Raw genomic sequence first — 24926 nt, 5'->3', positions numbered from 1 at the left:
ATTACAAAAAAGGAAAGCTTGATGAGATACAAAACAGTTATGACTCTGGCCGGTTTGCTGGCGGCAGCGCCTCTTTCGTCCCCCGTGCTGGCAGCCAACGGGCACTATGTTCCCGGTGTAGAAGGCATAGGTGGCCCCGCCGTACCGCCGCCAGGCATTTACTACCGTGGTTATCTGGCGCACTACGACATAGACAATGTGAGGGATGGCCAGGCCAACAAAGCACCCGGAAAGAACACGGGCGAAGTAACTGCGTTGGCCAACCGCTTTATCTGGATCACCGATAAGACCTTCCTGGGGGCCAGCTACGGGGCAGAACTGATTGTGCCCTTGCAGCGCACCTCGCTTGATTTCAAGGGTATTGGAGTAAAGGACAGCGACAGCGGTCTGGGTGACATTTTTGTGGGGCCGGTTGTACTGGGGTGGCATGGCAAACAATGGGACGCAGTGTTTGCCGCTGGCCACTGGTTTGATACCGCAAGCTACGAGCCAACGGAACCGGCCTCCATCGGCAAAGGGTATGGCACCACCATGCTGACCCTGGGTGGATCCTGGCATTTTGACCCCGACAAACGCTGGACGTTTTCAGCGCTTTCCCGCTACGAAATCAAGACCGAACAGGATGACACCGGTGTTACACCCGGCGACAGCTACCTGATCGAGTGGGCCCTGAGCCACCGTCTGGACAGCGGGCTGAATGTGGGTCTGGTGGGCTATGAAGCCTGGCAGCTCGAGAGCAATGACGGTGGTCCCGCCGATAAAGCCGAAAAGCATGCCCTTGGTGCGGAAGCCGGCTATTTCTGGCCTGGCCACGGGTTAGGTCTGAACGCAGCGGTCTACCAGGAGTACAACAACGAAGCAGGACCGGAAGGTGCATTGCTGCGCTTGCACCTGACCAAAGTGTTTTAAAGCAGGGCGCTGGCCAGTTTTTCGTAACTGGCCAGGCGGTGCTGATAGTCGTGAGTCACAGTGACAACACCGACTTCATCCGACTGGTATTGCCGGGCAAGGCGCAGAATTGTTTCAGCACATTCGTCTTCTGTGCCAAGAACCATTGAGTTCAGAACCGCATCGAAGAAGTCTTGCTCGGCTGGGCTCAACTGCGCTTTCAGGCGCAGAGCCTCATCGGGGGCTTTGACCACCTCGCGGATGCCCTGCCGGAAGGCTTTGACTTTCCAGTACACCGAAGGGGCTGCCAGGTATTCCGCCTCTTCGCGGCTGTCGGCACACAGGGCGGCTACAGCGATACTTGCTTCGGGATGGCCCGGGTGGCCTGCATCGCGCCATGCCTGCTGGTACTCGGCAATCACACCGGGTGGAGCCGGATCCGGGCTGATGAACAATGCCAGCGTCATGTTCATGCCCAGCTGCCCGGCCAGGCTACTGCTGCCACTGCCGGATGCCAGCATCCAGGTTTGCGGAGCGGCGGGCTGGCCGGGCATCACGCGCAGGGTTTTGTAGGGGTGATCGTCCGGCAGAGTATTGTGCAGCAAGCCTTGCAGTAACCAGGCTTGTTCTGAGTAGTTGCCGGAGCCCGGCCGGGCCGGATACGCCAGCGCATGGGCGGCCAGCTCGTCGCCACCGGGGGCGCGGCCGATACCCAGGTCAATGCGCCCCGGGTAGAGGGTTTCGAGCATGCTGAACTGTTCGGCGATTTTGTAGGGGCTGTAATGGCTCAGCATTACGCCGCCGCTGCCCACACGAATGCGCTCGGTCACGCTTGCGATGTGGCTGATCAGAATCTCGGGGCAGGGGCCGGCAAAATTGACACTGTTGTGGTGCTCGGCCAGCCAGTACCTGTGGAAGCCGAGTCGGTCGCAGGCGCGAGCCAGATCAACAGTAACTGCTACAGGAGAAACTCCGTTGGGCAGGCCTTGCACAGGGGATTGGTCGACGACGGTCAGTTTCAAAATAATCTCCGGTAGCCATGAGAAAGCAAGAGTAATGGCTGACAAATATAAGCTCGCACAGATATTTGTCGACAGGATTGGCGGGAAAGCATGATTTCATTATTGAGAACAACCATATGAATTATCAGGACTTGTTCTATTTCATCAAGGTGGTTGAAAAGGGCAGCCTGGTTTCTGCCGCCCGTTATCTGGATATACCCACCTCAACCCTTTCCCGTCGTTTGCAGGCGTTTGAACAGCAGCTCGGCTACAAACTGGTTCACCGGAGCTCGAAGAAATTTGGCCTGACCGAGTCCGGGCAACGCTTTTACAACAGCCTTTCTCCGGTCATGAGTGAACTTGAGATACGCTCGGAAGATGTGAACAGCGAGCTGTCGTCCCTCTCCGGAGACATCAAAATCACCGCTCCCATTGCTTTGGGGCACCACAAGGTGAAGGCCTGGGTGTTCGAGTTTATGGAGCTTAACCCCCGGGTAAGCGTGGAAATGTTCCTCAGTAACCAGAATGTGGATCTGGTGAAGAACAGTATTGATATCGCCTTCCGCCTGGGTTCGGTGACACTCAATGACTGGATATCGCGCCCTCTTATGAACACGGAAATGCTGATAGTGGCTACGCCGGAGCTGCTGGCGCTCTATCCGCAGCCAAAGCGGCCTGATGAACTTGCGGCGTTGCCGTTAATCGTCCTCAAACGCTCGGCCTTCTGGCGATTTCAATGCGGCGACGGTTATGCCGAAACCTTTACGCCCCACGCACACATCCGGACTGATGAAATCACCTTTGCGTTGGACGCGGTCAAGCGGGGCCTTGGTGCCTGTTGTGTGCCCCGATACGCAGTGGAGCAGGAACTGGGCAGCGGCGAGTTGGTGCAACTGCTGCCTGATTGGTCAATGGAAAAACGCACCATGCATATGATCTATCCCCACCGGGACAACCTGCCCTTGAAAACGCGGGCTTTTATTGATTTTGTGATGGCGAAAGTGAGCGATGGGGCGGTGGATGCATGACTCTGCCAACAGGTTTCGGGCTTCAGGTTGTTCCCGAATATGGGAACTTAACTCCCCATTCCTGGTGGTTTTATCCCGTATTTGCAAAGTTATACTGATTTAAAAAAGACGATACGGGTTGCGTAATTGCTGAAACACCCGTGCTACTCAAAACCGGAACGCTGCGGCAGTGCGCAGGTTTAGTTAACAAGAAAGGTGAGCCATGAAAGAGTTCAAACATTTTATCAATGGCGAGTACGTGCCCTCTGCCAGCGGAAAGTTATTTGAAAACCGCAGCCCTGTCGACAACAGCCTGATTGGCAACGTTCACGAGGCCGGTGAAGCCGAAGTTGATACCGCCGTTCGCGCCGCCAAGGCCGCCCTGAAAGGCCCCTGGGGCAAGATGACGCAAAAGCAGCGGTCTGAAATGCTGTACAGGATTGCCGATCGTATCAATGAACGCTTTGACGAGTTTCTGGATGCAGAGTGCCTGGATACCGGCAAGCCACGTTCCATGGCGAGCCACATCGACATTCCCCGTGGGGCGGCGAACTTCAAGGAATTTGCGGACTCCATGAGCCATCCCACCGAGGGCTTTCGCATGGACACCCCGGACGGTACGGGTGCTCTGAACGTTGGTCACCGCACTCCAAAGGGTGTTATCGCTGTTGTTTCCCCGTGGAATCTACCTTTGCTTTTGATGACCTTTAAAGTGGGTCCGGCGCTGGCCTGCGGCAACACCGTGGTTGTGAAACCATCCGAAGAAACACCCGCCACCGCAACCCTTCTGGGTGAGGTTATGAACGAGTGTGGTGTGCCGCCCGGAGTGTTTAACGTGGTGCACGGTTTCGGCCCTGACTCCGCTGGCGCTTTCCTGACCACTCACCCCTTGGTTGATGCAATTACTTTCACCGGCGAAACCCGCACCGGTGAAGTCATTATGAAGGCGGCGGCGGTTGGCTTGCGCAATGTTTCTATGGAGTGCGGTGGCAAGAACGCGGGCATAGTGTTTGCCGACTGTGACCTTGAAAAGGCAGTAGAGGGCACCATGCGCTCGGCATTTGTCAACTGTGGCCAGGTTTGTCTGGGCACGGAAAGGGTGTATGTAGAGCGCCCGATTTTTGACCGCTTCCTCGCTCGTATGAAGGAAGAAGTCGCCAAACTGAAGCTGGGTCGCCCGGAAGACCCTGAAGCCAACTTCGGACCGCTGGTCAGCCTCGAGCATCGGGCAAAAGTGAAGAGCTATTACGACCTGGCGCGGGAAGAAGGTGCAACTGTAGAAATCGGTGGCGGCATCCCGGATATGGGCGCCGAGCTGAACGAAGGCGCCTGGATTGAACCGACCATCTGGACCGGTTTGCCGGAAGACGCGCGCGCTATCCGCGAAGAGATTTTCGGGCCCTGTTGCCACATTCGTCCGTTTGATACCGAGGACGAAGCCATCGCGCTGGCCAATGACACCAATTACGGCCTGGCCTGTGCAATCTGGACGGAAAACTCAGCCCGCGCCATTCGTGTGGCGGAACAGATGGAAGTTGGCCTGGCCTGGGTGAACTCCTGGTTCCTGCGGGATCTGCGCACCTCGTTTGGTGGCGCCAAGCATTCCGGCCTGGGTCGCGAGGGTGGTGCACACGGCCTCGAGTTCTACTCCGAAACCAAAAATATCTGCATCAAACTCTGAGGAACGGATATGGATAAGCAACAGATTCAGGCCTGCGGTGATGAGCTCTATCAGGCCATGGTCAACCGCACTGCCGTGCGACCACTGACTGAGCGCTTCAGTGATATCACCGTTGAGGATGCCTATAACATCTCCCTCCGGATACTGGAGCGCCGTATCGAGTCGGGAGAAAAGGTGATCGGGAAAAAGATCGGCCTGACTTCCAAGGCAGTGCAAAACATGCTCAAGGTGGGGCAGCCGGACTTCGGTTACCTCACCGACAAAATGGCGTATAGCCAAGGCGAGGAAGTCCAGATTTCCGGTCGCCTGATGCAGCCCAAGGCGGAAGGTGAAATCGCCTTCATTCTGAAAAAAGACCTGTTGGGTCCGGGCCTGACAGCAGCAGATGTGCTGGCAGCAACCGATTGCGTGCTGCCCTGCTTCGAGGTGGTGGACTCCCGCATTGAAAACTGGGAAATAAAAATTCAGGACACAGTAGCCGACAACGCATCCTGCGGCGTGTTCCTGCTGGGGGATCGGGCGGTGAATCCCCGCAAGGTGGATCTAGCTACCTGCGGCATGGTGGTGGAAAAGAACGGATCAATTATCAGCACCGGCGCGGGCGCGGCGGCTTTGGGAAGCCCCGTTACCTGTGTTACCTGGCTGGCAAACACCCTGGGACAGTTTGGTATTCCACTGAAGGCTGGCGAAGTGATTTTGTCCGGTTCGTTGGTGCCTCTGGAGCCGGTGCAAGCTGGTGATTTTATGAGTGTGAGCATAGGTGGCATTGGCAGTGCGTCTGTCCGCTTCATCTGATTGCTCCCGTTGATACAGGAATCCGAAACATGAACAAGAAACTCAAAGCGGTCATTATTGGCCCAGGCAACATCGGCACCGACCTACTCATGAAAATGCAGCGTTCCGAGTGGATTGAGCCCGTCTGGATGGTGGGTATCGATCCGGAATCAGAAGGCCTCAAACGTGCTACCGAAATGGGCATTAAAACCTGCTCAACCGGGGTGGACGGTGTTCTGGAACATATTATTAAAGATGATATTCGCGTCGCCTTTGATGCAACCTCTGCCTACGTCCATGCCGAGAACAGCCGCAAGCTGAACGAATTGGGCGTAATCATGGTAGACCTGACGCCAGCAGCCGTTGGCCCCTTCTGTGTACCGCCGGTGAACCTGGCAGACCACGCCAAGAACCTGGAAATGAACGTCAACATGGTGACCTGCGGTGGCCAGGCGACAATCCCGATGATTGCGGCTGTCAGCCGTGTTCAACCGGTGGCCTACGGTGAGATTGTTGCGACTGTGTCTTCTCGCTCAGTAGGTCCGGGTACACGCCAGAATATCGACGAGTTCACCCGCACGACCGCAGGGGCTGTGGAGAAAGTAGGCGGTGCCAAAGAGGGCAAGGCGATTATTATCATCAACCCAGCCGAGCCGCCGCTGATGATGCGCGACACCATCCATTGCCTTACTGAAAGTGAGCCTGACCAGGAGGCCATCACCGAATCCGTGCAGGCCATGGTGAAGGAAGTACAGAAGTACGTTCCGGGTTACACCCTGGTTAATGGCCCGGTATTCGATGGCAACAAGGTCACCTGTTACATGCAGGTGGAAGGGTTGGGCGATTTCCTGCCCAAGTACGCCGGCAACCTGGACATCATGACGGCCGCCGCCCTACGTACTGCCGAGATGTTTGCCGAAGAAGCGGCTGACGGCACCATCACATTGCCGGCACGCGGCTAAGCGGGGGAGAGAACAATGAATTTACAAGGTAAAAAAGTCACGTTGCACGATATGAGCCTGCGCGATGGCATGCACGCCAAACAACACCAGATCAGTCTGGATGAGGCGGTCAGCATCGCGACGGCAATGGATGAGGCGGGTATGCCGATGATCGAAGTCACCCACGGTGACGGTCTGGGTGGTCGCTCTCTGAACTACGGTTTCCCGGCCCACAGCGACAAGGAATACCTCAGCGCCGTCGTACCTAAGATGAAGAACGCCAAAATTTCTGCGCTGCTTTTGCCGGGGATCGGTACCGTTGACCACCTCAAAATGGCCCGGGACTGCGGTGTTTCTTCCATCCGTGTGGCTACCCACTGCACCGAAGCTGATGTGTCGGAACAGCATATTGGCATGGCCGCCGAAATGAAGATGGACACCGTCGGCTTCCTGATGATGGCGCACATGGTCAGTCCCGAGAAGATTCTCGAGCAGGCCAAGCTGATGGTGGGCTACGGAGCCAACTGTATCTACGCGACGGACTCTGCAGGTTACATGCTGCCGGACGACGTTACCGCTCGCATAGGCTTGCTGCGTGCAGAGCTGCCACCTGGCGTCGAGATCGGCTTTCATGGCCATCACAACCTGGGCATGGGCATTGCCAACTCGCTGGCTGCCATTGAAGCCGGCGCATCCCGTATCGACGGTTCCGTTGCCGGTTTGGGGGCGGGGGCTGGTAATACGCCACTGGAAGTCTTCTGTGCCGTGCTGGATCGCATGGGTGTGGAAACCGGTGTTGATCTGTACAAGATCATGGACGTGGCCGAAGACCTGGTGGTGCCGATGATGGACCAGCCGATCCGTGTGGACCGTAACGCGCTGACGTTGGGGTATGCGGGCGTTTACTCCTCGTTCCTGCTGTTCGCAGAACGGGCAGAGAAAAAGTATGGCATTTCAGCCCGTGACATTCTGGTTGAGTTGGGCCGCCGTGGCACCGTGGGCGGGCAGGAAGACATGATTGAAGACCTGGCGTTGACCATGGCCAAAGAAAAAGGATTGATCTGATGACTGAAGCGTATGAGAACAAGCTGACCCAGGCGCAGATTGAAGAGTTGGCGGCCCACTGCGAGAAAGCCGAACTGGAAGCCTATGAGATCACCAAGATCACTGACGACTATCCGCAAATGACCTACAAGGATGCCTTCGACATCCAGTGGGAAACCCGTCGTCGCAAGGAAGAGCGTGGCCACAAGATTGTCGGCATGAAAATGGGCCTGACTTCCTGGGCCAAGATGGCCCAGATGGGGGTTGAGCAGCCTTGCTATGGCTTTTTGGCGGACTATTTCAGTGTGCCTGAAGGTGGGGAGATCAAGCATGATGAGCTGATTCACCCTAAAATCGAGGCGGAACTGGCCTTTGTACTCAAGGATGAGCTGAAAGGCCCGGGCGTGCATATTGGTGACGTGTTACGTGCTACAGACTTTGTTATGCCAGCGGTTGAGGTAATCGATTCCCGTTACAAGGACTTCAAGTTCGACCTCAAAAGCGTGATTGCTGATAACTCATCGTCCAGCCGTTTCGTAACCGGTGGCCGCATGGCTGACATTGCTGACCTAGACTTGAAAACCATCGGTGTTGTAATGGAAATCAACGGAGAAGTGGTACAAACCGGCGCGGGTGCGGCGGTTCTGGGCCACCCGGCAGCATCAGTCGCCATGTTGGCTAATATGATGGCTGATCGTGGTGAAAGCTTGCCTGCAGGCAGTTTCATCATGATCGGTGCCATTACAGCAGCGGTTCAGGTTGAGAAAGGTGATGCCTTCACAGTGCGTTACCAGGGCCTGGGTACCTTGAGCGGCAAGTTTGTTTAAGAGCACACATTGACATACAGGCGATCCCCGTGACGCAGGCGCGCAGACTATTCCTGAGTATTTTTCTGCCGTTTGCGGCGGGGTATTTTCTCTCCTATGTGTACCGCGCTGTCAACGCGGTCATCTCCGGAGAGCTGGTTACCGATATGCACTTGTCAGCCAGCCAGCTTGGTTTGCTGACAAGTACCTACTTTATAGCCTTCGCATTTGCCCAGTTACCCGTGGGTGTACTGCTGGATCGTTTTGGCCCCCGTCGCGTTGAATCCCTGTTGCTACTGGTTGCCGCTCTGGGTGCGATAGTATTCTCCAGTGCCGACAGTCTCTTGGTGCTGACTCTGGGCCGGCTGCTGATCGGTATCGGTGTGGCTTGCTGCCTGATGGCATCATTCAAGGCCTTCGCCCTCTGGTTCCGCCCGGACCAGTTGCCGTTTCTCAATGGCAGCCTCATGGCTTTTGGTGCACTGGGGGCGCTCGCTGCAACAAAGCCGGTAGAGTGGCTTCTGGTGTTCAGTGATTGGCGCCAGCTATTCGCAGGGCTTGCTGCGCTGACGCTGACCTTGTCTGTGGTTATCTTTTTCATTGTGCCAGAACGCAGTGAGCCCCCGGCCGATTCCAGATTGCGTGCCCAGCTTGCCGGCCTGAAGCAGATTTTCCGAGACCGCTTTTTCTGGCAGTTGGCACCGGTGGCAGCTGTGTTCAGCGGATCCTCCCTTGCCATCGCCACCTTGTGGGCTGCACCCTGGCTAAGGGATATTATGGGGATGGACTCCGGGCAGGTGGCAATGGCTCTGATGGTTATGGCGGCGGGGATGGGCGTTGGTTTCCTGATGCTGGGTTTTGTTCTGGCGCGCCTGATCAGGTTGGGCATTCGCCCGGTGCCGATCGTTGCGGTGTTGTTGGGGCTGTTTCTCATGGCTGTGACAGTGATGGCTTCCGGCTGGCAGGTGCCGGGAATTTTTCTGTTTATGGCGCTGTTCGGATTTCTCGGCTCAGTTTCAAGTGCTGTGTTTGCGTTGCTGTCGCGGCATTTTGATCAGCATCTTGCCGGCCGCGCCAACACGGCGCTGAACCTGCTGGTGTTTCTCTCCGCTTTTATTTTGCAGTGGGGCATTGGAATTATTATAGGGTTCTGGGAAGTTGGCGCAGGGGCGGGCTACGAGAAAGCCGGTTATCAGGCTGCTTTTGGCCTTTTAGTGGTGCTGCAAACCGGGATGCTTGTCAGACTGGCGTTTAACCACCGAAAACTGGAAGATTGAAAAAATAGGGTGAAGAGGTCTGTTGATTATGCTCAGCATACTCATGATCGGCGCCGGGGGGATTGGTGGCTATTACAGTGCGCGGCTGGCTGAGGCGGGCCATCGGGTTGTTCTCACGGCCCGTGGTGACCACCTTGCTGCCCTGCAGAAAACGGGCCTGGTAGTTCACTATGCCAACCAGCGTATAGAGTGTCAGGTTCCGGCTGTTGACCATGCGGCACTGATGCAGGATTACCAGCCGTCTGATTTTGATGTGATTGCCATTGCGCTCAAGTCCACTGCGACAAAGGCGGTGCTCGATGAGCTTGGTTCTTGGCTGTCGGAAAGTGACGCGGTGGTCCTGTCGTTGCAGAACGGTGTGGACAATGAACCTCTGATTGCCCAAACCCTTGGCGAAAGCCGTGTTCTGGGCGGATTAGCGGTGCGTATCGGCGGTCATATTGTTGAGCCCGGTGTTATTGAGGCGGAGGGTGTTGCCCAGATTGTTATGGGTGCGTGGCCCTGCACTGCGAGTATGCAGGACGCTCGTCGCCCGCTTTTGGAAATCCTACAGAGCGCCTTTGAGCAGGCTGGTATTCCTACGGTTGTTTCGGACGATATCCGCCACGAGCTCTGGCGCAAGTTGGTGATCAACAACGGTGTTAATCCGATCTCGGCACTTACCGGGCTGGATACTCAGAGCCTGACCCGGCACCCCAAACTCAGTCGAATAGTGTATGGCATGATGGCAGAAACAGCCGCTGCTGCGAAAGCCGACGGTCAGGAGCTTGGTAAGGCGGATGTCGATGAAATGTTCGAACTGATCAGCAGCTTTAACGCGATCAAAACGTCGATGCTGGTAGATAAGGAAAAAGGCCGTCCACTGGAACTGGATAGTATTGCGGGCGCAGTGCTTCGTCGCTCCAAAGCTCTCGGCATTGATGCACCTTACACTGCTACCGTAACAGCCCTTTTGGAATATGGGTTGGGCTAGCGATCGGTCAGCTTGATTTCGATGCGCCGGTTCTTCTGCAAAGCTCCCTGCGTAACACCCTCCGCAACCGGGAAGAACTCGCCAAAGCCTGCTGCCACCATGCGGTTTTGTGGCACGCCCTGATTCGACAGGTAGCGAACCACCGCCACTGCGCGGGCGGTTGAGAGCTCCCAATTGGAAGGGAATTGCAGTGTATTGATGGGAATCAGGTCCGTATGCCCATCAATGCGCAGAATCCAGTCGAGATCGGCCGGGATGGTTTTGACCACTTCGAGCAGTACCCCGGCCAGTTTATCGAGTTCGCGCTTGCCTTCATCGCCGAGCTGGGCGGAGCCGGAAGCGAACAATAACTCGGATGGCAGTAAAAAACGGTCGCCGACCACCCGGATGTTTTCATTGGCCGCCAGAATGTTCCGCAGTCGTGAGAAGAATTCAGACTGGTATTGTTCCAGCTGGTTAACGCGCTCTGCCAACAAGGTATTCAGGCGTCGGCTGACGTTCTCCAGCTCGCCGTCTTTGTCTGCAGTCATTTCTTTTTGCAATTTGAGCGCAGCGGTAATCTGTCGTAACTGGTTCTGCAGCGAAGCAATCTGATTCGATAACTGCAAAATCATGTTTTGCTGGCTGACGGAGAGCTCGTCTTTGTTATCCAGTTCCTGGTTCATGTTTGCCAACGTTTCGGCGCGAGCTTCGGCATCGGCAGTCTGCTGCATTAGCTGATTGCGGGACGCTTCCAACCGATCTTGCAGGTTCTTATTCTCAGACTGGCTGTCGCTGAAGTTGCTCTGAACGGTGAGTATTTGCTGTTCCAGCGCGTCTGTTTTGCTTTGCTCCAGCCCCAACAGTTGCGATATTTCGGTCAGGCGCTGGTTCAGTCGGGCGAGTTCGGAGTTGCGGTCAGACAGTGTTTGAGACAGGAAAAGCTGGCTGACCACGTAAATCAGCAGCATGAAGATGACCAGCATCAGCAGGGCCGAGAGCGCGTCTACATAACCCGGCCATACGTTCGTGGTGCTTCGGCTGCGGCGCCTGGATCCGATCATGACTGGCGTTCATTGCTGGTGAATGGGTCCAGCAGGTTGGTTACGCCGGTCAGCCACTCTTCGAGGCCGTCGTAAAACCGGTTCTGGGCATGGCCTGCCTGAATGTCGAGAAAGCCCAATATCAGCGAACCGCCAAGTCCTAGCAAAGATGAGCTGAATGCCGTGCCCATGCCTTGCAATGGAGTCAATAATCCCGTCTGAAGATCCGCAAACACCTTGCCGAAATCGCCCTGGCCCATATCCAGGTTGGTAATGACCTCGCCAACTGCATTGATGGTGCCCAGCAAACCCCAGAAGGTACCGAGAAGGCCGAGAAAAACCAGCAAGTTGATGAAGTAGCGTGTGATTTCCCGTTGCTCATCCATTCTCGAATGGATGCCGTCCAGAACTGTGCGAAGCGACATGGTAGAGAGGGTGAAGCGATCACGCTTGGAGTCTTCGCCCAGCTGCCGCGCCAATGGCTTGAGCAGCCGGGGTTCTTCCAGCACCGAAAGGCCGGAATGGCCGGTGCGGAACTGGGCAATCCAGCGCAGCTCGGGGAATAAAACGAATACTTGACGGTAAGTGAGGCCGATGCCGACTATTAAAACGCCGACAATTAACAGGTTGAAGACCCAGTTCGCCATGAATGCGGTGGCCAGAGGTTTATGGACCAACACGCCGACAACGGCAACAACCGCCAGAAAAAAGCTCATCCAGAAAAGGGTGTGTTTTGGATTACTCATGAAAGAAGCAGCCTTTAGAGATGTTCCTCAAAAGTTAGCACAGACTGGCGAGTCTTGGTGGTTAATTGCGGGACATCATGGGGGAAAGAGTGCCCCGGCCAGGCGTGGCGCCAAGCCGGAGCGCGCGTTACCGGTATCAGTCTTGCTGAAGCGTCTGCACCATTGCCTTGGCCGCACCCTCGGATGACGCCGGATTCTGGCCGGTGATTAACTTGCCATCCACAACGATGTGCGGAGCCCAGTCGTCACCTTTGGAGTAGGTTGCAGTGTTTTCTTTCAGCATGTCTTCCAGCAGGAAAGGTACGATGTTCGTGAGACCAACTGCCTCCTCTTCACTGTTGCTGAAGCCCGTTACCTGGCGGCCGCCAACCAGGTTCTGGCCGGGCTTGATTTCAACATGCTTGAACACCGCTGGTGCGTGGCATACCGCGCCAATCACCTTGTCCTGCTCGTAAGCGGCTTTGATCAGGGCGATGGATGCCGTGTCGTTCACCAGATCCCACAAAGGGCCGTGACCACCCGGGTAGAAGATGGCATCAAATTCGTTCATGTCTACATTGCTCAGCACCTTTGTGCTTGCGAGGGCTTCCCTGGCGTGGGCGTCCTTCTGGAAGCGGCGGGTGGATTCGGTCAAGGCATCATCCGCTTCGCTATTGGGGTCAACCGGTGGCTTACCACCTTTTGGAGAGGCGATGGTGATGTCTGCGCCTGCATCGCGGAACACATAGTAGGGTGCGGTGAATTCTTCCAGCCAAAAGCCGGTTTTATGCCCGGTGTCGCCCATTTGGCTGTGTGACGTAAGTACCATAAGGATCTTCATAGTGCCTTTCCTTTCTTTCGTAAAGTGAGAGTCACCTGTTTTACCAGACTTGTTACCGTGTCTTGTGCTGTTGGCCTGATAATTCAACCGCAGTGACCTGTGCCTTTTTACGCAACCAGACCCTGTGCAGATCTGAGAGCGTCTATACTCTGTATACATTTCACTGCCAGTTGTGATTTGCAAAGGTGTTCAGGAGACAACAAACAATGCGATTACTGATTGCTGCTTTGCTGGTAGCGATAACGTTTTCTGCTGCAGCCCAGCAAGGCACTGAGACCGTTCGTGCCCTCACGGTTACAGTGGGTGCAAACCATGCGCCGCCGTACCGGATTGTTCAGGGCGGCGAGCCCTCAGGCCTTTATGTGGAGATTTTCAAGGAAATCACGGATCGGCTCGGGTGGAAGACGCACTACAGGGAAGTGCCCTTTCGCAGAGTGCTGAATCTGTTACAGAAGGGCGAGGTGGACGTGATGTTGGGTGCTCGGGAAACACCGGAAAGAGAGGCTTATATGACTTTCGTAGCTCCGGCTTTTCCAGCAGATCGCCGGCTGTTTCTGTATTTTGATGAGGCGAATCGCATAGAGCGTTATTCGGATCTCTACGGCAAAACGATTGGTGTGCTTGAGGGCTCTACTTACTTCAGGCGTTTTGATAACGATGAGCAGTTGCGTAAAGAGTCTGGACCCCGTTATGAGAATTTGATGCTGATGATGGAAAAAGAGCGGGTAGACGTGGTTGTAGTGCCCGAACTGATTGGCATCTACACACTCGGGAAACTCGGAATGCCGGTGAAGGTGTCTCCGTTTTTTATGCCTGGGGAGCGGTCCTGGATAGCAGTTGCCAATACGTCGCCGGTACTGGAGTATTCGGATGACATAAGAGCTGCGCTCAAATTGATAGAGGCAGAGGGTATATATGAAGATCTGGTACTAAAGTACATGGATCAGTACGCTCAGTAATATTAGATAGCCTGCCGGTTATTGATATTGCCCCGGCCAGTTCAGGTGGCTTGATGCCCAGGAGCAGGATGGTCATTTACGTGTTAGCCCTTAAAAAGAAGATGCTTTCCGTTTTTGCCAAAATTTTTACTTTTCTGTTAGCGCTTACGTTTTTTTGTACAGCCGGAGCTGCGGAAAATTCCAACTGCAAAACTTTAACTGCGAGCGGCAACCCGGAGTACCCTCCGTTGCTGTGGGAAGATCCGGTTGCGCCAGAGCAGCTAACGGGAGCAGTCACCGCGCTTTTGGGGGAAATTCTTGAGTCTCTTGGGGTCAAGCTTGAGGTTCAGAATCTTGGATCCTGGGCGCGGGTTCAGCGCCTTGCCAGGATTGGCGAGCTGGATATGATTGCCGGTGCTTTTATTACATCTGAGCGCATCCAGTATATGGACTATCTGCTGCCGCCCTTTACCAACCTGGCTGCGTCTATCTGGGTGCCCAAGGACAAGGTTTTCGAGTATCGCCACTGGCCAGACTTGCAAGGCAAGCGCGGAAGCACTTTGATCAACAATAGCTTTGGTCAGGGTTTCGATCGCTATGCAGAAGAGAACTTGCAGATTGTTGGTGTGAGAACCATAGAGCAGTCTTTTGAAATGGCTATTGCAGGGCGCATAGATTACGTTTTGTATGAGCGCTTGCAGGGGCAGGTGAAGTTACAGCGCCTGGGATTGGCGGATGAGTTTGTGGCTTTGGATGTGCCTGTCAGTACCGAGGGACTGTTCTTTACTTTTTCCAAGAATTCAAGATGCAATACGTTCGAATTCCGTGAGCGCATTGCTGATCGTCTGTATACACTGATCAATGAAGGCCGCCTGGACGAGCTTGTCAGCGAGTACACGGCCCGTTACATGTTTCTTCAGCCTTAGTGCTCAAGGGACAATTCACCAACCCTGTCAGAGAGTTTTATCAGTATGGCAATCTGGACCCGTACACCGGATCTTGAGCATTTGGCCAAGGCCAGTGCGAATACCGCAGTTAGCCACATGGGCATTGAGTACACCGAAGTTGGAGATGATTACGTAACCGGTCGTATTCCGGTTGATGAGCGTACGGTTCAGCCGTTCGGCATTCTTCATGGCGGTTCATCGGTAGTGCTGGCGGAAACCCTGGGAAGTATGGCCGCCAATTGCTGCCTGAAAGATCCCGGAACTGTGGCGGTGGGGCTGGAAATCAATGCCAACCATATACGCCCCGTGACCAAGGGTTGGGTATACGGAACAGCAAGGGCTCTTCATATTGGCAGTACAACCCAGGTATGGGAAATTCGCATGTCGAATGAAGAAGGTAAGACTACCTGTATTTCACGCCTGACTATGGCTGTTACAAAGCGCCCATAGGCGGTCGTTCAAAATTGCGGGTACAGGCTGACATTGTCCCGGCCCTTGGTCTTGGACAAGTACATGGCTTCATCGGCCCGTGACAGCAATGCCTCAAGGCGACCGTCATCATCAGCCAGCATGGCAATACCGAAGCTGGCGGTCGGCCTTAGCTCTGTGTGTTTGTGAGGAATCTTCAGTGCATGGAGTGCTTGGCGCAGAAGTTCCGCCAATTCCAGGGCCTGATTCTGTTGGGTGTCTGGCAGCAGCAGTGCAAACTCTTCACCCCCGATGCGTGCAGCTACATCAGACCCCCTCACCCTGCTCCGAAGCATGGTACCTACTTCCCTGAGAACCGCATCCCCGGCCTCATGGCCATAGGTGTCGTTGATATGCTTGAAGTGGTCCAGGTCAAACATGATGGCGGCAACCGGTGTCTGGCTTCGTCTTGCCTGTTTAATGATTAGCTCCCCAAACTGGAATAAAGCCCGACGATTGTTCAGTAGCGTCAGTTCGTCCTGCAGAGATGCTTTTTCTGCAGCCTGTTGGGCAGCCTGCAGGGCCACTTCCATATTTTTCCGTTCGGTAATGTCGGTGGCAATTTCCAGGCGAACCAGGCGGCCGTCTGTCCACCTGATAGCTTGGTCTCTGCACTGGTACCAGCGCTTGTCTACCTTGTTCTGAAACTCCCAAACGTGGATGCCTGTGGCGTTACCCGAGCTGTCAATCAACAGGTGGTTTGTGCAGAAACTGCAAGGGCCATCGGCGTTCTGCAGGACTTGCCAGCACTTCTTGCCGGCCCAGTAATCGCCCAGGTTGTTGTTTTGCCAATAGGCGTTCATGTACAACATTTCGTGGGTCTCGAAATCCGCGACGTACACCAGGGCATCGAGGTTATCGAGAATCGTCGGGAGCGCTGCATTGGCAGCAATCCCTGAAACAGCCACAGGAGCTGGAGGATCGGCGTCAACCTCCTGGGCAGGAATCCTGTGGCTGGGTTTATGGGTAGTCATCAGCGTCAGTTCATGGCGATTTTGAGCGCAGTATAGCAACGATCAATCGAAGGATGGCAGTTCCCGTTTGGTAATGGGTTTTCCTGCTTCCTGCCAGGCATCAAACCCGCCTTCAATCGATTGCACATGCAGGTAACCCATATCCTTCAGAGCTTTCGCGCTCAGCGCTGATCGGCCTGAAGTTTTGCAATAAAGCACAATCTTCATATCCCGATTGGCAAGTGCGGGGTCGCTGCTGAACTTGAACTCCAGAGTGCCTCGGGATACGTGTGTGGCGTGGGGGATGTGGCTTTGCCGGTACTCGTCGCCATCGCGAACATCCAGTAGCAGATCCGCAGCCTGAATTGCGCTTTCTGCCTGTTCCAGCGATATTTCCTCAATCTGCTGCTTTGCTTCTGCAACCAAGTCCTGTGCGGTTTTCATAACAGCTTCTCTCTACCCTATGAATGTGTATTCAGACTAAGACATATTACCAAGGTGCGTAACCCCTCAGGTATGTTAAATTCATCAGTAAAGCATAGTGAGGAAGCTATTTAATGGCTCTGTCGGAAACCAGTAAAGGCGTTGCATACGGTCTGTCTGCATACATTATGTGGGGCTGCTTCCCGCTGTATTTTGCGTTATTTGACGGTGTACCAGCTTGGGAGGTGGTTATTCACCGGGTGCTCTGGTCCTGTGTGTTTCTGGCGGTGATTGTTACCTTCCTGAAGCGTTGGCAGCCCGTGAAAGCTGCTTTGGCACGGCCTTCGAAACTTGGGTACGTGCTTGGTTGTGCGGTTCTGATTGCGGTCAACTGGGGAGTTTACATTTACGCAGTGGAGAGCCGACAGGTACTACAGGCCAGTCTTGGCTATTTTCTCACGCCTCTGGTGAATGTCGGGTTGGGTATGCTGGTGCTGAAGGAGAGTATTACCCGGCTTCAGATAGTGGCGGTGGTGCTGGCAACCATTGCGATCTTGTATCAATTATTCCTGCTTGGAGTCGTGCCCTGGATAACACTGGTGCTGGCGTTCAGTTTTGGAACCTATGGCCTGCTCCGCAAACAGGTAGCTCTCGACGGGCTTTCCGGTCTGTTTGTCGAAACGCTTCTACTGTTGCCTGTTGGCATGCTTGCTCTTGCGACCCTCAGTTACGCCGGGGTTTCGCACTTCGGTAGCAGTACCGCAACTACACTTTTATTGCTCTCCAGCGGCATAGTGACCGCAGTTCCTCTACTTGCCTTTGCCGGTGCCGCCAGAAGACTGCGGCTTTCCACCGTTGGCTTCCTTATGTACATCAACCCGACCATCCAGTTTTTGATCGCGCTACTGGTGTTCAGCGAACCCCTTAGCCCCGAAAAACTAACAAGTTTTGTGATGATCTGGATAGCACTGGCAATGTATTCATGGTCTGCCTGGGCAGGGCGCAGCCGGTCAGTTGCGTAGCAGAGCCTATCCCATTGTTTCGAGGTATTGCTCCAGTTCTTCCGCCAGCCAGCCCACAACCGCACCGCCCTGTGCCTGTTCGGACTCCAGTGCACTGAATGCTTTCCACCAGCGCGCGCTGCGGTGATGAACAATCTTGAGGGTTTCCTGTTTCAGGGCATCTGCAATCAGGGGCAGGGGGAGATCTGCCCATCCTGCGCCATCAATCACCGCGTCCCGGATCAGTTCGTACATGGTGAAGGCCAGATAGTTCGCGGTTTCCGGGGATTCTGCCTCCAACCGATCGTTTTCCATAAAGGCCAGTGTGACTTCGGTAAAGCTGATGAGATCGTCCTGGGTTACCCGCTTCAGCTGACTCAGTGGATGATCCGGTGCCGCTACCGTGAGCATTCGCACATCGGCAAGCTCACGAAACCATTGATAGCCCTCGCTTGCCAGCGCAGGCATAAGCCCGTAGGCCACATCCACTGACTGGCTTTTGACCAGAGGCGGCAGCTCCCGGGGTGTGGCCAGATAAACCGAAAGACTGGTCTGCGGAAAGCGGATCTTGAGCCGGCGTAGAAGATCGCGCCACACAGGCTCTGGAATTGAATCATCCCGGGCTATGCGCAAAACCGACTCGGCACCGCTGAGGTGGTGCTGGCAGCGCGCAAAAATCTGCCCGGCGACCTGATCAAATCGGCGGCAATCGGTCACTATGGCCTGGCCGATGGTGGTCAGTTGCAACTGGTTGCCGCTGCGCTCAAACAACTCCACGCCCAGTTCGTCTTCCAGCGCCGCGAGGGCGGTGCTTACTGTGGTGCGGCTTCGGCTAAGCTCCCGGGCCGCAGCAGCGATGGTGCCATTGCGAACCACAGCCAGAAAAACCTGTATTTGCGATGTTTTCAAAAGCAATCTCCTGTTCCGCCGGTTTTTCCGTCGGTGACCGACTCACACTGTCAGCTATGTGGCGATAATATGCTGGTAATTCACGGGAGATCAAAATGTTTAAGTTTATAGCGCGGGAAAACATGGCGCTGAGTTTGTCTGCGGTAGCTGCTGGTCTATTTGCTCTGGCCGGTATTACTTGGGGGTTGTGGATTGATTCGCTGGTTATTCTGTTTGATGGCGCCTATTCACTGGTGAGCCTGTTGTTGTCGCTGTTGTCGCTATACGCTGCGCGGATTATTCGCCGCCCGGCCAGTAAGGAATACCCGTTCGGCCGCGGTGCGGTTGAGCCATTGGTGATCGCTATCAAAGGCCTGGTGATAACGCTGGTGTGTGTGTTGTCTTTGGCTTCTGCCATTGCTGCCATGCTTGAAGGCGGTCGCGCTGTCAGTGCCGACAAGGCGCTGGTGTTTGCCGGCGTGAGTGTTTTGGGTTGTGCGGCGGTGTGGGTGTACCTGAAGTGGGCCGAGCGTCGCCAGTCTTCGGGCTTGCTGGTTGCAGAGCAGGGTCAGTGGTTTATGGACTCTGTACTCAGCGCAGCCGTGCTGATGGGGTTTGGAATAGCCTGGTGGTTGGAGCAGAGCGCCTGGTCCGCATGGGCTGTGTATGCCGACCCGGTGATGATGATCGCTATTTCCGCCTACTTCATCATTGTGCCTGTGAAAATGACCGTTGGTGCCGTGCGTGAGTTGTTGCTGGCAGCGCCTCCGGCGGAATTTGCAGAAGAGGTTCATGAGGCCTTGAGTTCTGTTGGGCTGGATCCGGATCAGGTGAAAATGGCCAAGGTTGGCCCTAACCTGATGATGGAAATCAGCCTTCCAGCCAACTGGCCGGGGCGCTCTGAGCGCTTGAAGCGGAGTCTGGTGAAGCATTTGTCGGACCTTCCGGTACGCCCGGCGATTTTCATCCGCAGCCTGGTCAGTTAACTTGGGCGGTATGAAACAACCGATAACCGCCTACCACACAGACGAAGAAGACCATTGGGTTGCCCGGCTGGCCTGTGGCCATAATCAGCATGTGCGCCACACGCCGCCCTGGGTAAACCGGCCCTGGGTAATCACCGAAGAAGGCCGGCGTTCCATGCTGGGCTTTGAGCTCAACTGCCGCAAGTGTGACGAGGGGCACCTCCCGATGCATAAAGCGCTGTTGGCAACCCTTGGCTCCGGGGCGAGCGACGGGCTAGTATTGCAACCCTCTGAGTAATAACAACGCGATCAAACAAAACGATAAATGGTGCTAACAATGATGACTCGTCTGTTCAGGATGGCAGCGGTGATGCTGTTGTTTTCTGTCAGTTCACTGGGCGTAGCCGCAGATAAACATACGTTACGACTGGCGCAAACCTGGGGCCCGAATTCCCCGATTCTTGGTGAAACCACCCTGAACATGGCCAAGATGGCCGAAGAAATGTCTGGTGGCCGTCTGAAAATCCGCATCGACAGCGCCAACAAACACAAAGCGCCCTTTGGTATTTTTGATCTGGTGCGTAATGGCCAGTACGACATGGGTCACACTGCCTCTTATTACTATAAGGGCACCATTCCCAATGCCATGTACTTCACCACTGTGCCCTTTGGCATGATTGCCCCGGAAATGTATGCCTGGTTCTACCACGATCAGGGCATGGAGCTGATGCAGAAGGTATATGAGCCCTTTGGTTTGCAGTCGTTCCCGGGCGGCAATACCGGCAACCAGATGGGCGGATGGTTCAACAAGGAAATCAATTCGGTTGCGGATCTCAAAGGCCTGAAAATGCGCACGCCAGGGTTTGCCGGCGAAGTGATGGCGGAGTTGGGTGTTGCCGTTACCAATCTGCCTCCCGGTGAGCTATACACCGCACTTGAGCGCGGCACCGTGGATGCTGTTGAATGGGTTGGTCCGGCACTGGACTTCCCCATGGGCTTTCACCAGATTGCTAAATACTACTATTCAGGCTGGCAAGAGCCTGGCGCGGAAGTGCAGTTCCTGATTAACGATAAAGCCTGGAACAAGTTGCCGAAAGATTTGCAGGCAATCCTTCGCATCGCCATGCGCACTGCGGCTTACGACATGTACATTCAGACTACCCACGAAAGCGGCGTAGCCTGGGATCGCATGAAAGAAGACTATCCGAATGTGACCCACAAGACGTTTCCGCCGGAAGTCATTAACGCCATGCGCGATGCAACAAACAAGCTGCTGGCTGAAGCGGCTGAGAAGGACGATCTTGCAAAAGAGATCATCAATTCCCAGCGTGACTATCTGAAACAGGTTCGACAGTGGACCAATATTTCTGACAAAGCCTACCTGAACAGTATTGCTACTGACTGACCCGCTACACTGCACCCTGGCTACTGAGGTAGACAGGGTGCTCTCATTGCAGAACAATCCCCATGAATGCAGTGCGTAAATCCTGCACAATGCTTTTTATGTAGCCTCCTTTCTGGAAAAATACGCCGCAGCAGGGGCTTTTTCAGAAGCTCTCTTATTTTTGGGCAGGGTTGATGACTAAAACACTCTTATCGCTAAGCGGTATCAGCAAGCAATTCGATGGCAAAACCGTGCTGGATGAACTCAGCCTTACCATTGACGATGGCGAGTTCATTACCCTTCTGGGGCCCTCCGGATGTGGTAAAACCACCTTGTTGCGCATGATGGCGGGTTTTGAGCACCCGGATGAGGGAACCGTTACCCTGTCTGGTGTTGATATCACTCAGACTCCGCCTGAACACCGCCCGCTCAATACCGTGTTCCAGAATTATGCGCTGTTCCCACACATGTCGGTTTTTGACAATGTGGCCTATGGCCTGAAAATGGAAAAGCGACCGAAAGCTGAAATAGCCGAGCGAGTTGAAGAGGCCCTGGCGATGGTTCAGCTGGAGGACTTTGCCAGGCGCAAGCCGCACCAGCTTTCCGGCGGCCAGCAGCAGCGGGTTGCGATTGCCCGGGCAGTCGTCAAGCGGCCCAAAATGCTGCTACTGGATGAGCCCTTGTCTGCACTGGACTACAAATTGCGCCGCACCATGCAGGTGGAACTCAAACGCCTGCAGCGTGAGCTGGGTATAACCTTCGTGTTCGTTACCCACGATCAGGAAGAAGCCTTGTCGATGTCTGATCGCATTGTGGTGCTCAAAGACGGTTATATTCAGCAACTCGGTACGCCCCGTGAGGTCTACGAACGCCCGGCAAATGTGTTCACCGCACGCTTTGTTGGCCAGACCAACTTCTTCCCTGGCCGCGTTACCAAAATCGAAGGCGAGCGCATCAGCGTGGATGTGTTTGGCCTGAACCGCGAACTGAGCAAACCCTCGTTCCGTGTGGCGGTGAATCAATCACTGCACGTATTGCTGCGCCCGGAAGATATCCGGGTACTGGCGCCGGATGATACCGAAGGTGTGGCCGGCAAGATTGTAGAGCGCAACTACAAAGGCAGCACTCTGGACTCGGTGATTGAACTGGAAGATGGCAGCCATGTGATGGCCAGCGAATTCTTTGATGAAGACGACCCCACATTCGATTACAGCATTGGTGAGCGGGTGCGCGTGAGCTGGGTAGATGGCTGGGAATGGTTGCTGGCGGAAGAGGGCGATGAGCCACTCACCGATGAAGAGGAGCTGGCAGCCGATGATGCGGAGCATTAAGCAGCAGCCGTTCAGAGCGGCTGTACTGGTGCTGGTTTGGGGGTGGCTGCTGTTCCTCGTACTTGCGCCGAATATGCTTGTGGTGGGTGCCAGCGTGATGACGCGGAACCCATCTACCTTTATCTCTTTGCCGTTGAATCTGGAAGCCTACCGGCAACTGTTTAACCCCTTGTATCTGGACGTGTTTCTGCACTCCCTTTACATGGCAGCCCTAACGACTCTGATTTGCCTGCTGATCGGCTATCCTTTTGCCTGGGCCTTGTCGCGGGTGGAAAAAAACCGGCAAATGCTACTGATTTTCCTGTTGATTGTGCCTTTCTGGACAAACTCTCTGGTGCGCACCTACGCGTTGAAGCTCATCCTCGCGACCAACGGCCTTTTGAACAGTGCGCTAATGTCTTTGGGTGTGATTGATGAACCCGCGCAGCTTTTGTACACAGAAGGTGCCGTGATTGTCGGCCTGGTGTATTTGCTGCTGCCCTTTATGATCCTGCCCCTGTACTCGGTGTTTGAAGATTTGCGACAGGATGTTTTGCTGGCCTCTCACGATTTGGGTGCGGGTCGCCTGGCTACCTTTAAAAACGTAGTGGTGCCTTTGACGTTGCCGGGCGTGCTGGCCGGTGTGATGCTGGTATTGCTGCCCGCCATGGGCTTGTTCTTTGTGCCGGACATTCTGGGCGGTTCGCGCAACTTGCTGGTGGGTAATGTGATCAAGAACCAGTTTCTGGATGCCCGTAACTGGCCGTTTGGCGCCGCTGCCAGCATAGTACTCACGCTTACCATGGCGTTGCTTATGTTTGCTCATCGCCTCAGTAAACGCCGTTTGGGCGAGGAGGGTGCGTGATGCGCTGGTTATCCCGCAGTTACCTCGCGCTGGTGTACTTGCTGCTGTATGTGCCAATTGTGGTGCTGGTGGTGTTTTCCTTTAACGACTCCCGAACGGGATACAGCTGGGGTGGATTGAGCCTGCGCTGGTACGAATCCCTGTTTAATAACCACGCCATGGTGCAGGCCATGTGGAATTCTTTGTGGCTGGCACTTACCGCTGCTACGGTATCGACGGTAATCGGCGCCCTCACCGCACTGGCTCTGCATCGCTACCGCTTTCGTGGCAAAAGAGTTCTGAACGGCATGCTCTTTGTGGTGATGATGTCACCTGAAATTGTGCTGGCCATTTCGTTACTCGGGCTGTTCCTGTTGCTGGGCTTGAAGCTTGGTTATGTATCACTGCTGCTTGCGCACGTGACATTCTGCCTGCCGTTTGTGGTGATTACGGTTATGGCGCGGCTTAGTGGTTTTGATGAACGCCTGCCAGAAGCGGCCCGGGATTTGGGCGCGAGTGATTTCACCATGACCCGCACCGTTTTGATTCCGGTTATCATGCCGGCGTTAATGGCAGGCTGGTTGCTCGGTTTCACCCTCTCCATGGACGATGTGGTGGTGAGCACCTTTGTGAGCGGCCCAAGTTATGAAATTCTCCCTTTACGCATCTACTCCATGGTGCGCGTGGGGCTTAAACCTGAAGTAAACGCACTTGGCACGCTGCTGCTAGTGTTCTCACTAGTGATGTTGATGTTGTCGCAATGGATTCTTTCAAGGAGCAAACAATGAAAAAACTCGCACTGGCCGGCATGCTGGCCCTTGGCCTGACTGGCTGCAGTTCCGATGACCCGCAGGTACTGAATCTGTACAACTGGTCCGAATACATGCCACAGGAAGTGCTGACACGCTTCGAAGATGAAACCGGCATCAAGGTGGTATACACCACCTACGACAGTAATGAGGCCATGTACGCCCGACTCAAGTTGCTGGATGATAGTGCTGCCTACGATCTGGCCGTGCCTTCAACTTACTACGTCAGCAAAATGCGCAATGAAGGACTGTTGTTGCCCATCGACCAAAGCAAGATCAGCGGCTTTGACCAGCTTGATCCGGAGCTCACTGGCCTGGATATCGACCCGAGCAACCAGTACAGCGTGCCTTATCTTTGGGGTACCACCGGCATTGGTGTGGATACCGCTGATGTTACTGGTGAGCCGGTGACAGCATGGGCAGACCTTTGGGATGAGCGCTTCAAAGGCAAGGTGAACCTGACCAATGATATGCGTGAAGTCTTTCACATGAGCCTGCGGGTACTGGGTTATCCCGGCAACAGCACTGATCCTCAGCAAATCGAGGAGGCCTATGAAAAGCTGACGGAACTCATGCCCTCCGTGCGTACGTTTAATTCGGATGCACCCCGTATGCCCTTCCTTGAAGGTGAAGCGGACGTAGGCATGATCTGGAACGGCGAAGCCGTTATGGGCAAGGAGAGCATGGAAGCGCTGGAGTATGTGTATCCGGAAGAGGGCGTTATTGCCTGGCTGGACAGCTTCGTAATTCCCAAGAATGCCAAGAACCCGGAAGCGGCCCACCAGTTCATCAGCTTCGTGCTGAAACCGGAAATCGCAGCGCTGATCAGCGAAGATATTGGCTACGCCACGCCAGTTCTATCTGCCCGGGAGTTGTTGGGTGACGAGGTTGCCGGAGATCGCGCGAGCTATCCAACAGCTGAAGATATGGTGAATGCCGAGTTTCAGACCGACATAGGGGATGAAGCCTTGCAGGTCTATGCCAAATACTGGGAAAAGCTGAAATCAGGGCTGTAA

The 24926-nt window shown here is 54.8% G+C and carries 27 protein-coding genes; 20 read left to right on the top strand and 7 right to left on the bottom strand.

Annotated features, from left to right (window positions below; genetic code table 11):
• Positions 1-21 precede the first annotated feature (21 nt).
• The gene (locus RKA07_RS01345) at positions 22-909 is read left to right on the top strand and encodes a SphA family protein (protein ID WP_200370480.1); all 888 of its coding nucleotides are present in this window, start codon (positions 22-24) and stop codon (positions 907-909) included.
• Here RKA07_RS01345 and RKA07_RS01340 read toward each other — a convergent pair.
• Positions 906-1910, bottom strand: coding sequence for an MsnO8 family LLM class oxidoreductase (locus RKA07_RS01340; protein WP_200370478.1), 1005 nt, complete (start codon positions 1908-1910; stop codon positions 906-908). The genes RKA07_RS01345 and RKA07_RS01340 overlap by 4 nt on opposite strands.
• 116 nt (positions 1911-2026) lie before the next feature.
• Here RKA07_RS01340 and RKA07_RS01335 point away from each other — a divergent pair, with 116 nt between their 5' ends.
• From RKA07_RS01335 to RKA07_RS01300, 8 genes are all read left to right on the top strand, one after another.
• Positions 2027-2917: a LysR family transcriptional regulator gene (locus RKA07_RS01335; RefSeq protein WP_200370476.1), complete on the top strand. Its 891-nt coding sequence runs from the start codon at positions 2027-2029 to the stop codon at positions 2915-2917.
• A gap of 202 nt (positions 2918-3119) precedes the next feature.
• Positions 3120-4577 (top strand): 2-hydroxymuconic semialdehyde dehydrogenase, encoded by a 1458-nt coding sequence (locus RKA07_RS01330; protein WP_200370475.1) that lies wholly within the window; start codon positions 3120-3122, stop codon positions 4575-4577.
• A 9-nt stretch (positions 4578-4586) separates the two neighbouring features.
• Positions 4587-5372, top strand: a complete 786-nt coding sequence (gene dmpE, locus RKA07_RS01325; protein WP_200370474.1) for a 2-oxopent-4-enoate hydratase — start codon at positions 4587-4589, stop codon at positions 5370-5372.
• Between the two features lie 29 nt (positions 5373-5401).
• Positions 5402-6313, top strand: coding sequence for an acetaldehyde dehydrogenase (acetylating) (locus RKA07_RS01320; protein ID WP_200370473.1), 912 nt, complete (start codon positions 5402-5404; stop codon positions 6311-6313).
• A gap of 15 nt (positions 6314-6328) precedes the next feature.
• A complete protein-coding gene (gene dmpG / locus RKA07_RS01315; protein ID WP_200370472.1) occupies positions 6329-7357 on the top strand; it encodes a 4-hydroxy-2-oxovalerate aldolase in 1029 nt (342 codons plus the stop codon).
• Positions 7357-8163, top strand: a complete 807-nt coding sequence (gene dmpH / locus RKA07_RS01310) for a 2-oxo-3-hexenedioate decarboxylase (protein WP_200370471.1) — start codon at positions 7357-7359, stop codon at positions 8161-8163. The genes dmpG and dmpH overlap by 1 nt, the downstream gene beginning before the upstream one ends.
• Before the next feature lie 29 nt (positions 8164-8192).
• Positions 8193-9419: an MFS transporter gene (locus RKA07_RS01305; RefSeq protein ID WP_200370469.1), complete on the top strand. Its 1227-nt coding sequence runs from the start codon at positions 8193-8195 to the stop codon at positions 9417-9419.
• 28 nt (positions 9420-9447) lie between these two features.
• Positions 9448-10392: a ketopantoate reductase family protein gene (locus RKA07_RS01300; protein WP_227714859.1), complete on the top strand. Its 945-nt coding sequence runs from the start codon at positions 9448-9450 to the stop codon at positions 10390-10392.
• On the opposite strand, the gene RKA07_RS01295 is transcribed toward RKA07_RS01300, so the two are convergent.
• From RKA07_RS01295 to RKA07_RS01285, 3 genes are all read right to left on the bottom strand, one after another.
• Complete coding sequence (locus tag RKA07_RS01295) at positions 10389-11435, bottom strand: peptidoglycan -binding protein (protein WP_200370467.1); 1047 nt, start codon at positions 11433-11435, stop codon at positions 10389-10391. The two genes, RKA07_RS01300 and RKA07_RS01295, sit on opposite strands and share 4 nt — an antisense overlap.
• Positions 11432-12160, bottom strand: a complete 729-nt coding sequence (locus RKA07_RS01290; protein WP_200370465.1) for a flagellar motor protein MotA — start codon at positions 12158-12160, stop codon at positions 11432-11434. The genes RKA07_RS01295 and RKA07_RS01290 overlap by 4 nt, the downstream gene beginning before the upstream one ends.
• A 136-nt stretch (positions 12161-12296) precedes the next feature.
• Positions 12297-12980: a type 1 glutamine amidotransferase domain-containing protein gene (locus RKA07_RS01285; RefSeq protein WP_200201389.1), complete on the bottom strand. Its 684-nt coding sequence runs from the start codon at positions 12978-12980 to the stop codon at positions 12297-12299.
• A gap of 206 nt (positions 12981-13186) precedes the next feature.
• Here RKA07_RS01285 and RKA07_RS01280 point away from each other — a divergent pair, with 206 nt between their 5' ends.
• The 3 genes from RKA07_RS01280 (at position 13187) to RKA07_RS01270 (ending at position 15315) form a co-directional block, all read left to right on the top strand.
• On the top strand, positions 13187-13939 hold the full coding sequence (locus tag RKA07_RS01280) for a substrate-binding periplasmic protein (protein WP_200370463.1): 753 nt from the start codon (positions 13187-13189) through the stop codon (positions 13937-13939).
• 227 nt (positions 13940-14166) lie between these two features.
• Positions 14167-14844 carry a substrate-binding periplasmic protein gene (locus tag RKA07_RS01275; protein ID WP_413785004.1) on the top strand — a complete coding sequence of 226 codons (678 nt, stop codon included), beginning with the start codon at positions 14167-14169 and terminating at the stop codon, positions 14842-14844.
• A 45-nt stretch (positions 14845-14889) separates the two neighbouring features.
• A complete protein-coding gene (locus RKA07_RS01270; RefSeq protein ID WP_200370456.1) occupies positions 14890-15315 on the top strand; it encodes a hotdog fold thioesterase in 426 nt (141 codons plus the stop codon).
• Between the two features lie 8 nt (positions 15316-15323).
• On the opposite strand, the gene RKA07_RS01265 is transcribed toward RKA07_RS01270, so the two are convergent.
• Together RKA07_RS01265 and RKA07_RS01260 are read right to left on the bottom strand one after the other, a co-directional pair.
• The gene (locus RKA07_RS01265) at positions 15324-16307 is read right to left on the bottom strand and encodes a GGDEF domain-containing protein (protein WP_310965345.1); all 984 of its coding nucleotides are present in this window, start codon (positions 16305-16307) and stop codon (positions 15324-15326) included.
• Between the two features lie 42 nt (positions 16308-16349).
• Complete coding sequence (locus tag RKA07_RS01260; protein WP_200201385.1) at positions 16350-16730, bottom strand: rhodanese-like domain-containing protein; 381 nt, start codon at positions 16728-16730, stop codon at positions 16350-16352.
• Between the two features lie 113 nt (positions 16731-16843).
• Here RKA07_RS01260 and rarD point away from each other — a divergent pair, with 113 nt between their 5' ends.
• A complete protein-coding gene (gene rarD / locus RKA07_RS01255; protein ID WP_200201384.1) occupies positions 16844-17731 on the top strand; it encodes an EamA family transporter RarD in 888 nt (295 codons plus the stop codon).
• A 6-nt stretch (positions 17732-17737) separates the two neighbouring features.
• On the opposite strand, the gene RKA07_RS01250 is transcribed toward rarD, so the two are convergent.
• Entirely contained in the window at positions 17738-18619 is an 882-nt protein-coding gene (locus tag RKA07_RS01250) for a LysR family transcriptional regulator (RefSeq protein WP_310965343.1), read from the bottom strand.
• Between the two features lie 95 nt (positions 18620-18714).
• On the opposite strand from RKA07_RS01250, the gene RKA07_RS01245 reads away from it, so the two are divergent.
• From RKA07_RS01245 to RKA07_RS01215, 7 genes are all read left to right on the top strand, one after another.
• Positions 18715-19584 carry a cation diffusion facilitator family transporter gene (locus RKA07_RS01245; protein ID WP_200201382.1) on the top strand — a complete coding sequence of 290 codons (870 nt, stop codon included), beginning with the start codon at positions 18715-18717 and terminating at the stop codon, positions 19582-19584.
• A gap of 10 nt (positions 19585-19594) precedes the next feature.
• Complete coding sequence (locus tag RKA07_RS01240) at positions 19595-19861, top strand: DUF3565 domain-containing protein (protein WP_310965342.1); 267 nt, start codon at positions 19595-19597, stop codon at positions 19859-19861.
• 39 nt (positions 19862-19900) lie between these two features.
• Positions 19901-20968, top strand: coding sequence for a TRAP transporter substrate-binding protein (locus RKA07_RS01235; protein ID WP_435404602.1), 1068 nt, complete (start codon positions 19901-19903; stop codon positions 20966-20968).
• A 173-nt stretch (positions 20969-21141) separates the two neighbouring features.
• Positions 21142-22278, top strand: coding sequence for a spermidine/putrescine ABC transporter ATP-binding protein PotA (potA, locus tag RKA07_RS01230; protein WP_310965341.1), 1137 nt, complete (start codon positions 21142-21144; stop codon positions 22276-22278).
• Entirely contained in the window at positions 22262-23122 is an 861-nt protein-coding gene (gene potB, locus RKA07_RS01225; RefSeq protein WP_200370448.1) for a spermidine/putrescine ABC transporter permease PotB, read from the top strand. The genes potA and potB overlap by 17 nt, the downstream gene beginning before the upstream one ends.
• A complete protein-coding gene (gene potC, locus RKA07_RS01220) occupies positions 23122-23889 on the top strand; it encodes a spermidine/putrescine ABC transporter permease PotC (protein ID WP_200201377.1) in 768 nt (255 codons plus the stop codon). Before potB ends, potC begins: the two co-directional genes overlap by 1 nt.
• Positions 23886-24926, top strand: a complete 1041-nt coding sequence (locus RKA07_RS01215) for an extracellular solute-binding protein (RefSeq protein WP_200201376.1) — start codon at positions 23886-23888, stop codon at positions 24924-24926. Before potC ends, RKA07_RS01215 begins: the two co-directional genes overlap by 4 nt.

Source organism: Marinobacter xiaoshiensis, from assembly GCF_031631795.1.
GTDB lineage: Bacteria > Pseudomonadota > Gammaproteobacteria > Pseudomonadales > Oleiphilaceae > Marinobacter > Marinobacter xiaoshiensis.
The sequence above is the reverse complement of the archived record's forward strand: the minus strand, read 5'-3'. Positions and strand labels throughout refer to the sequence as shown.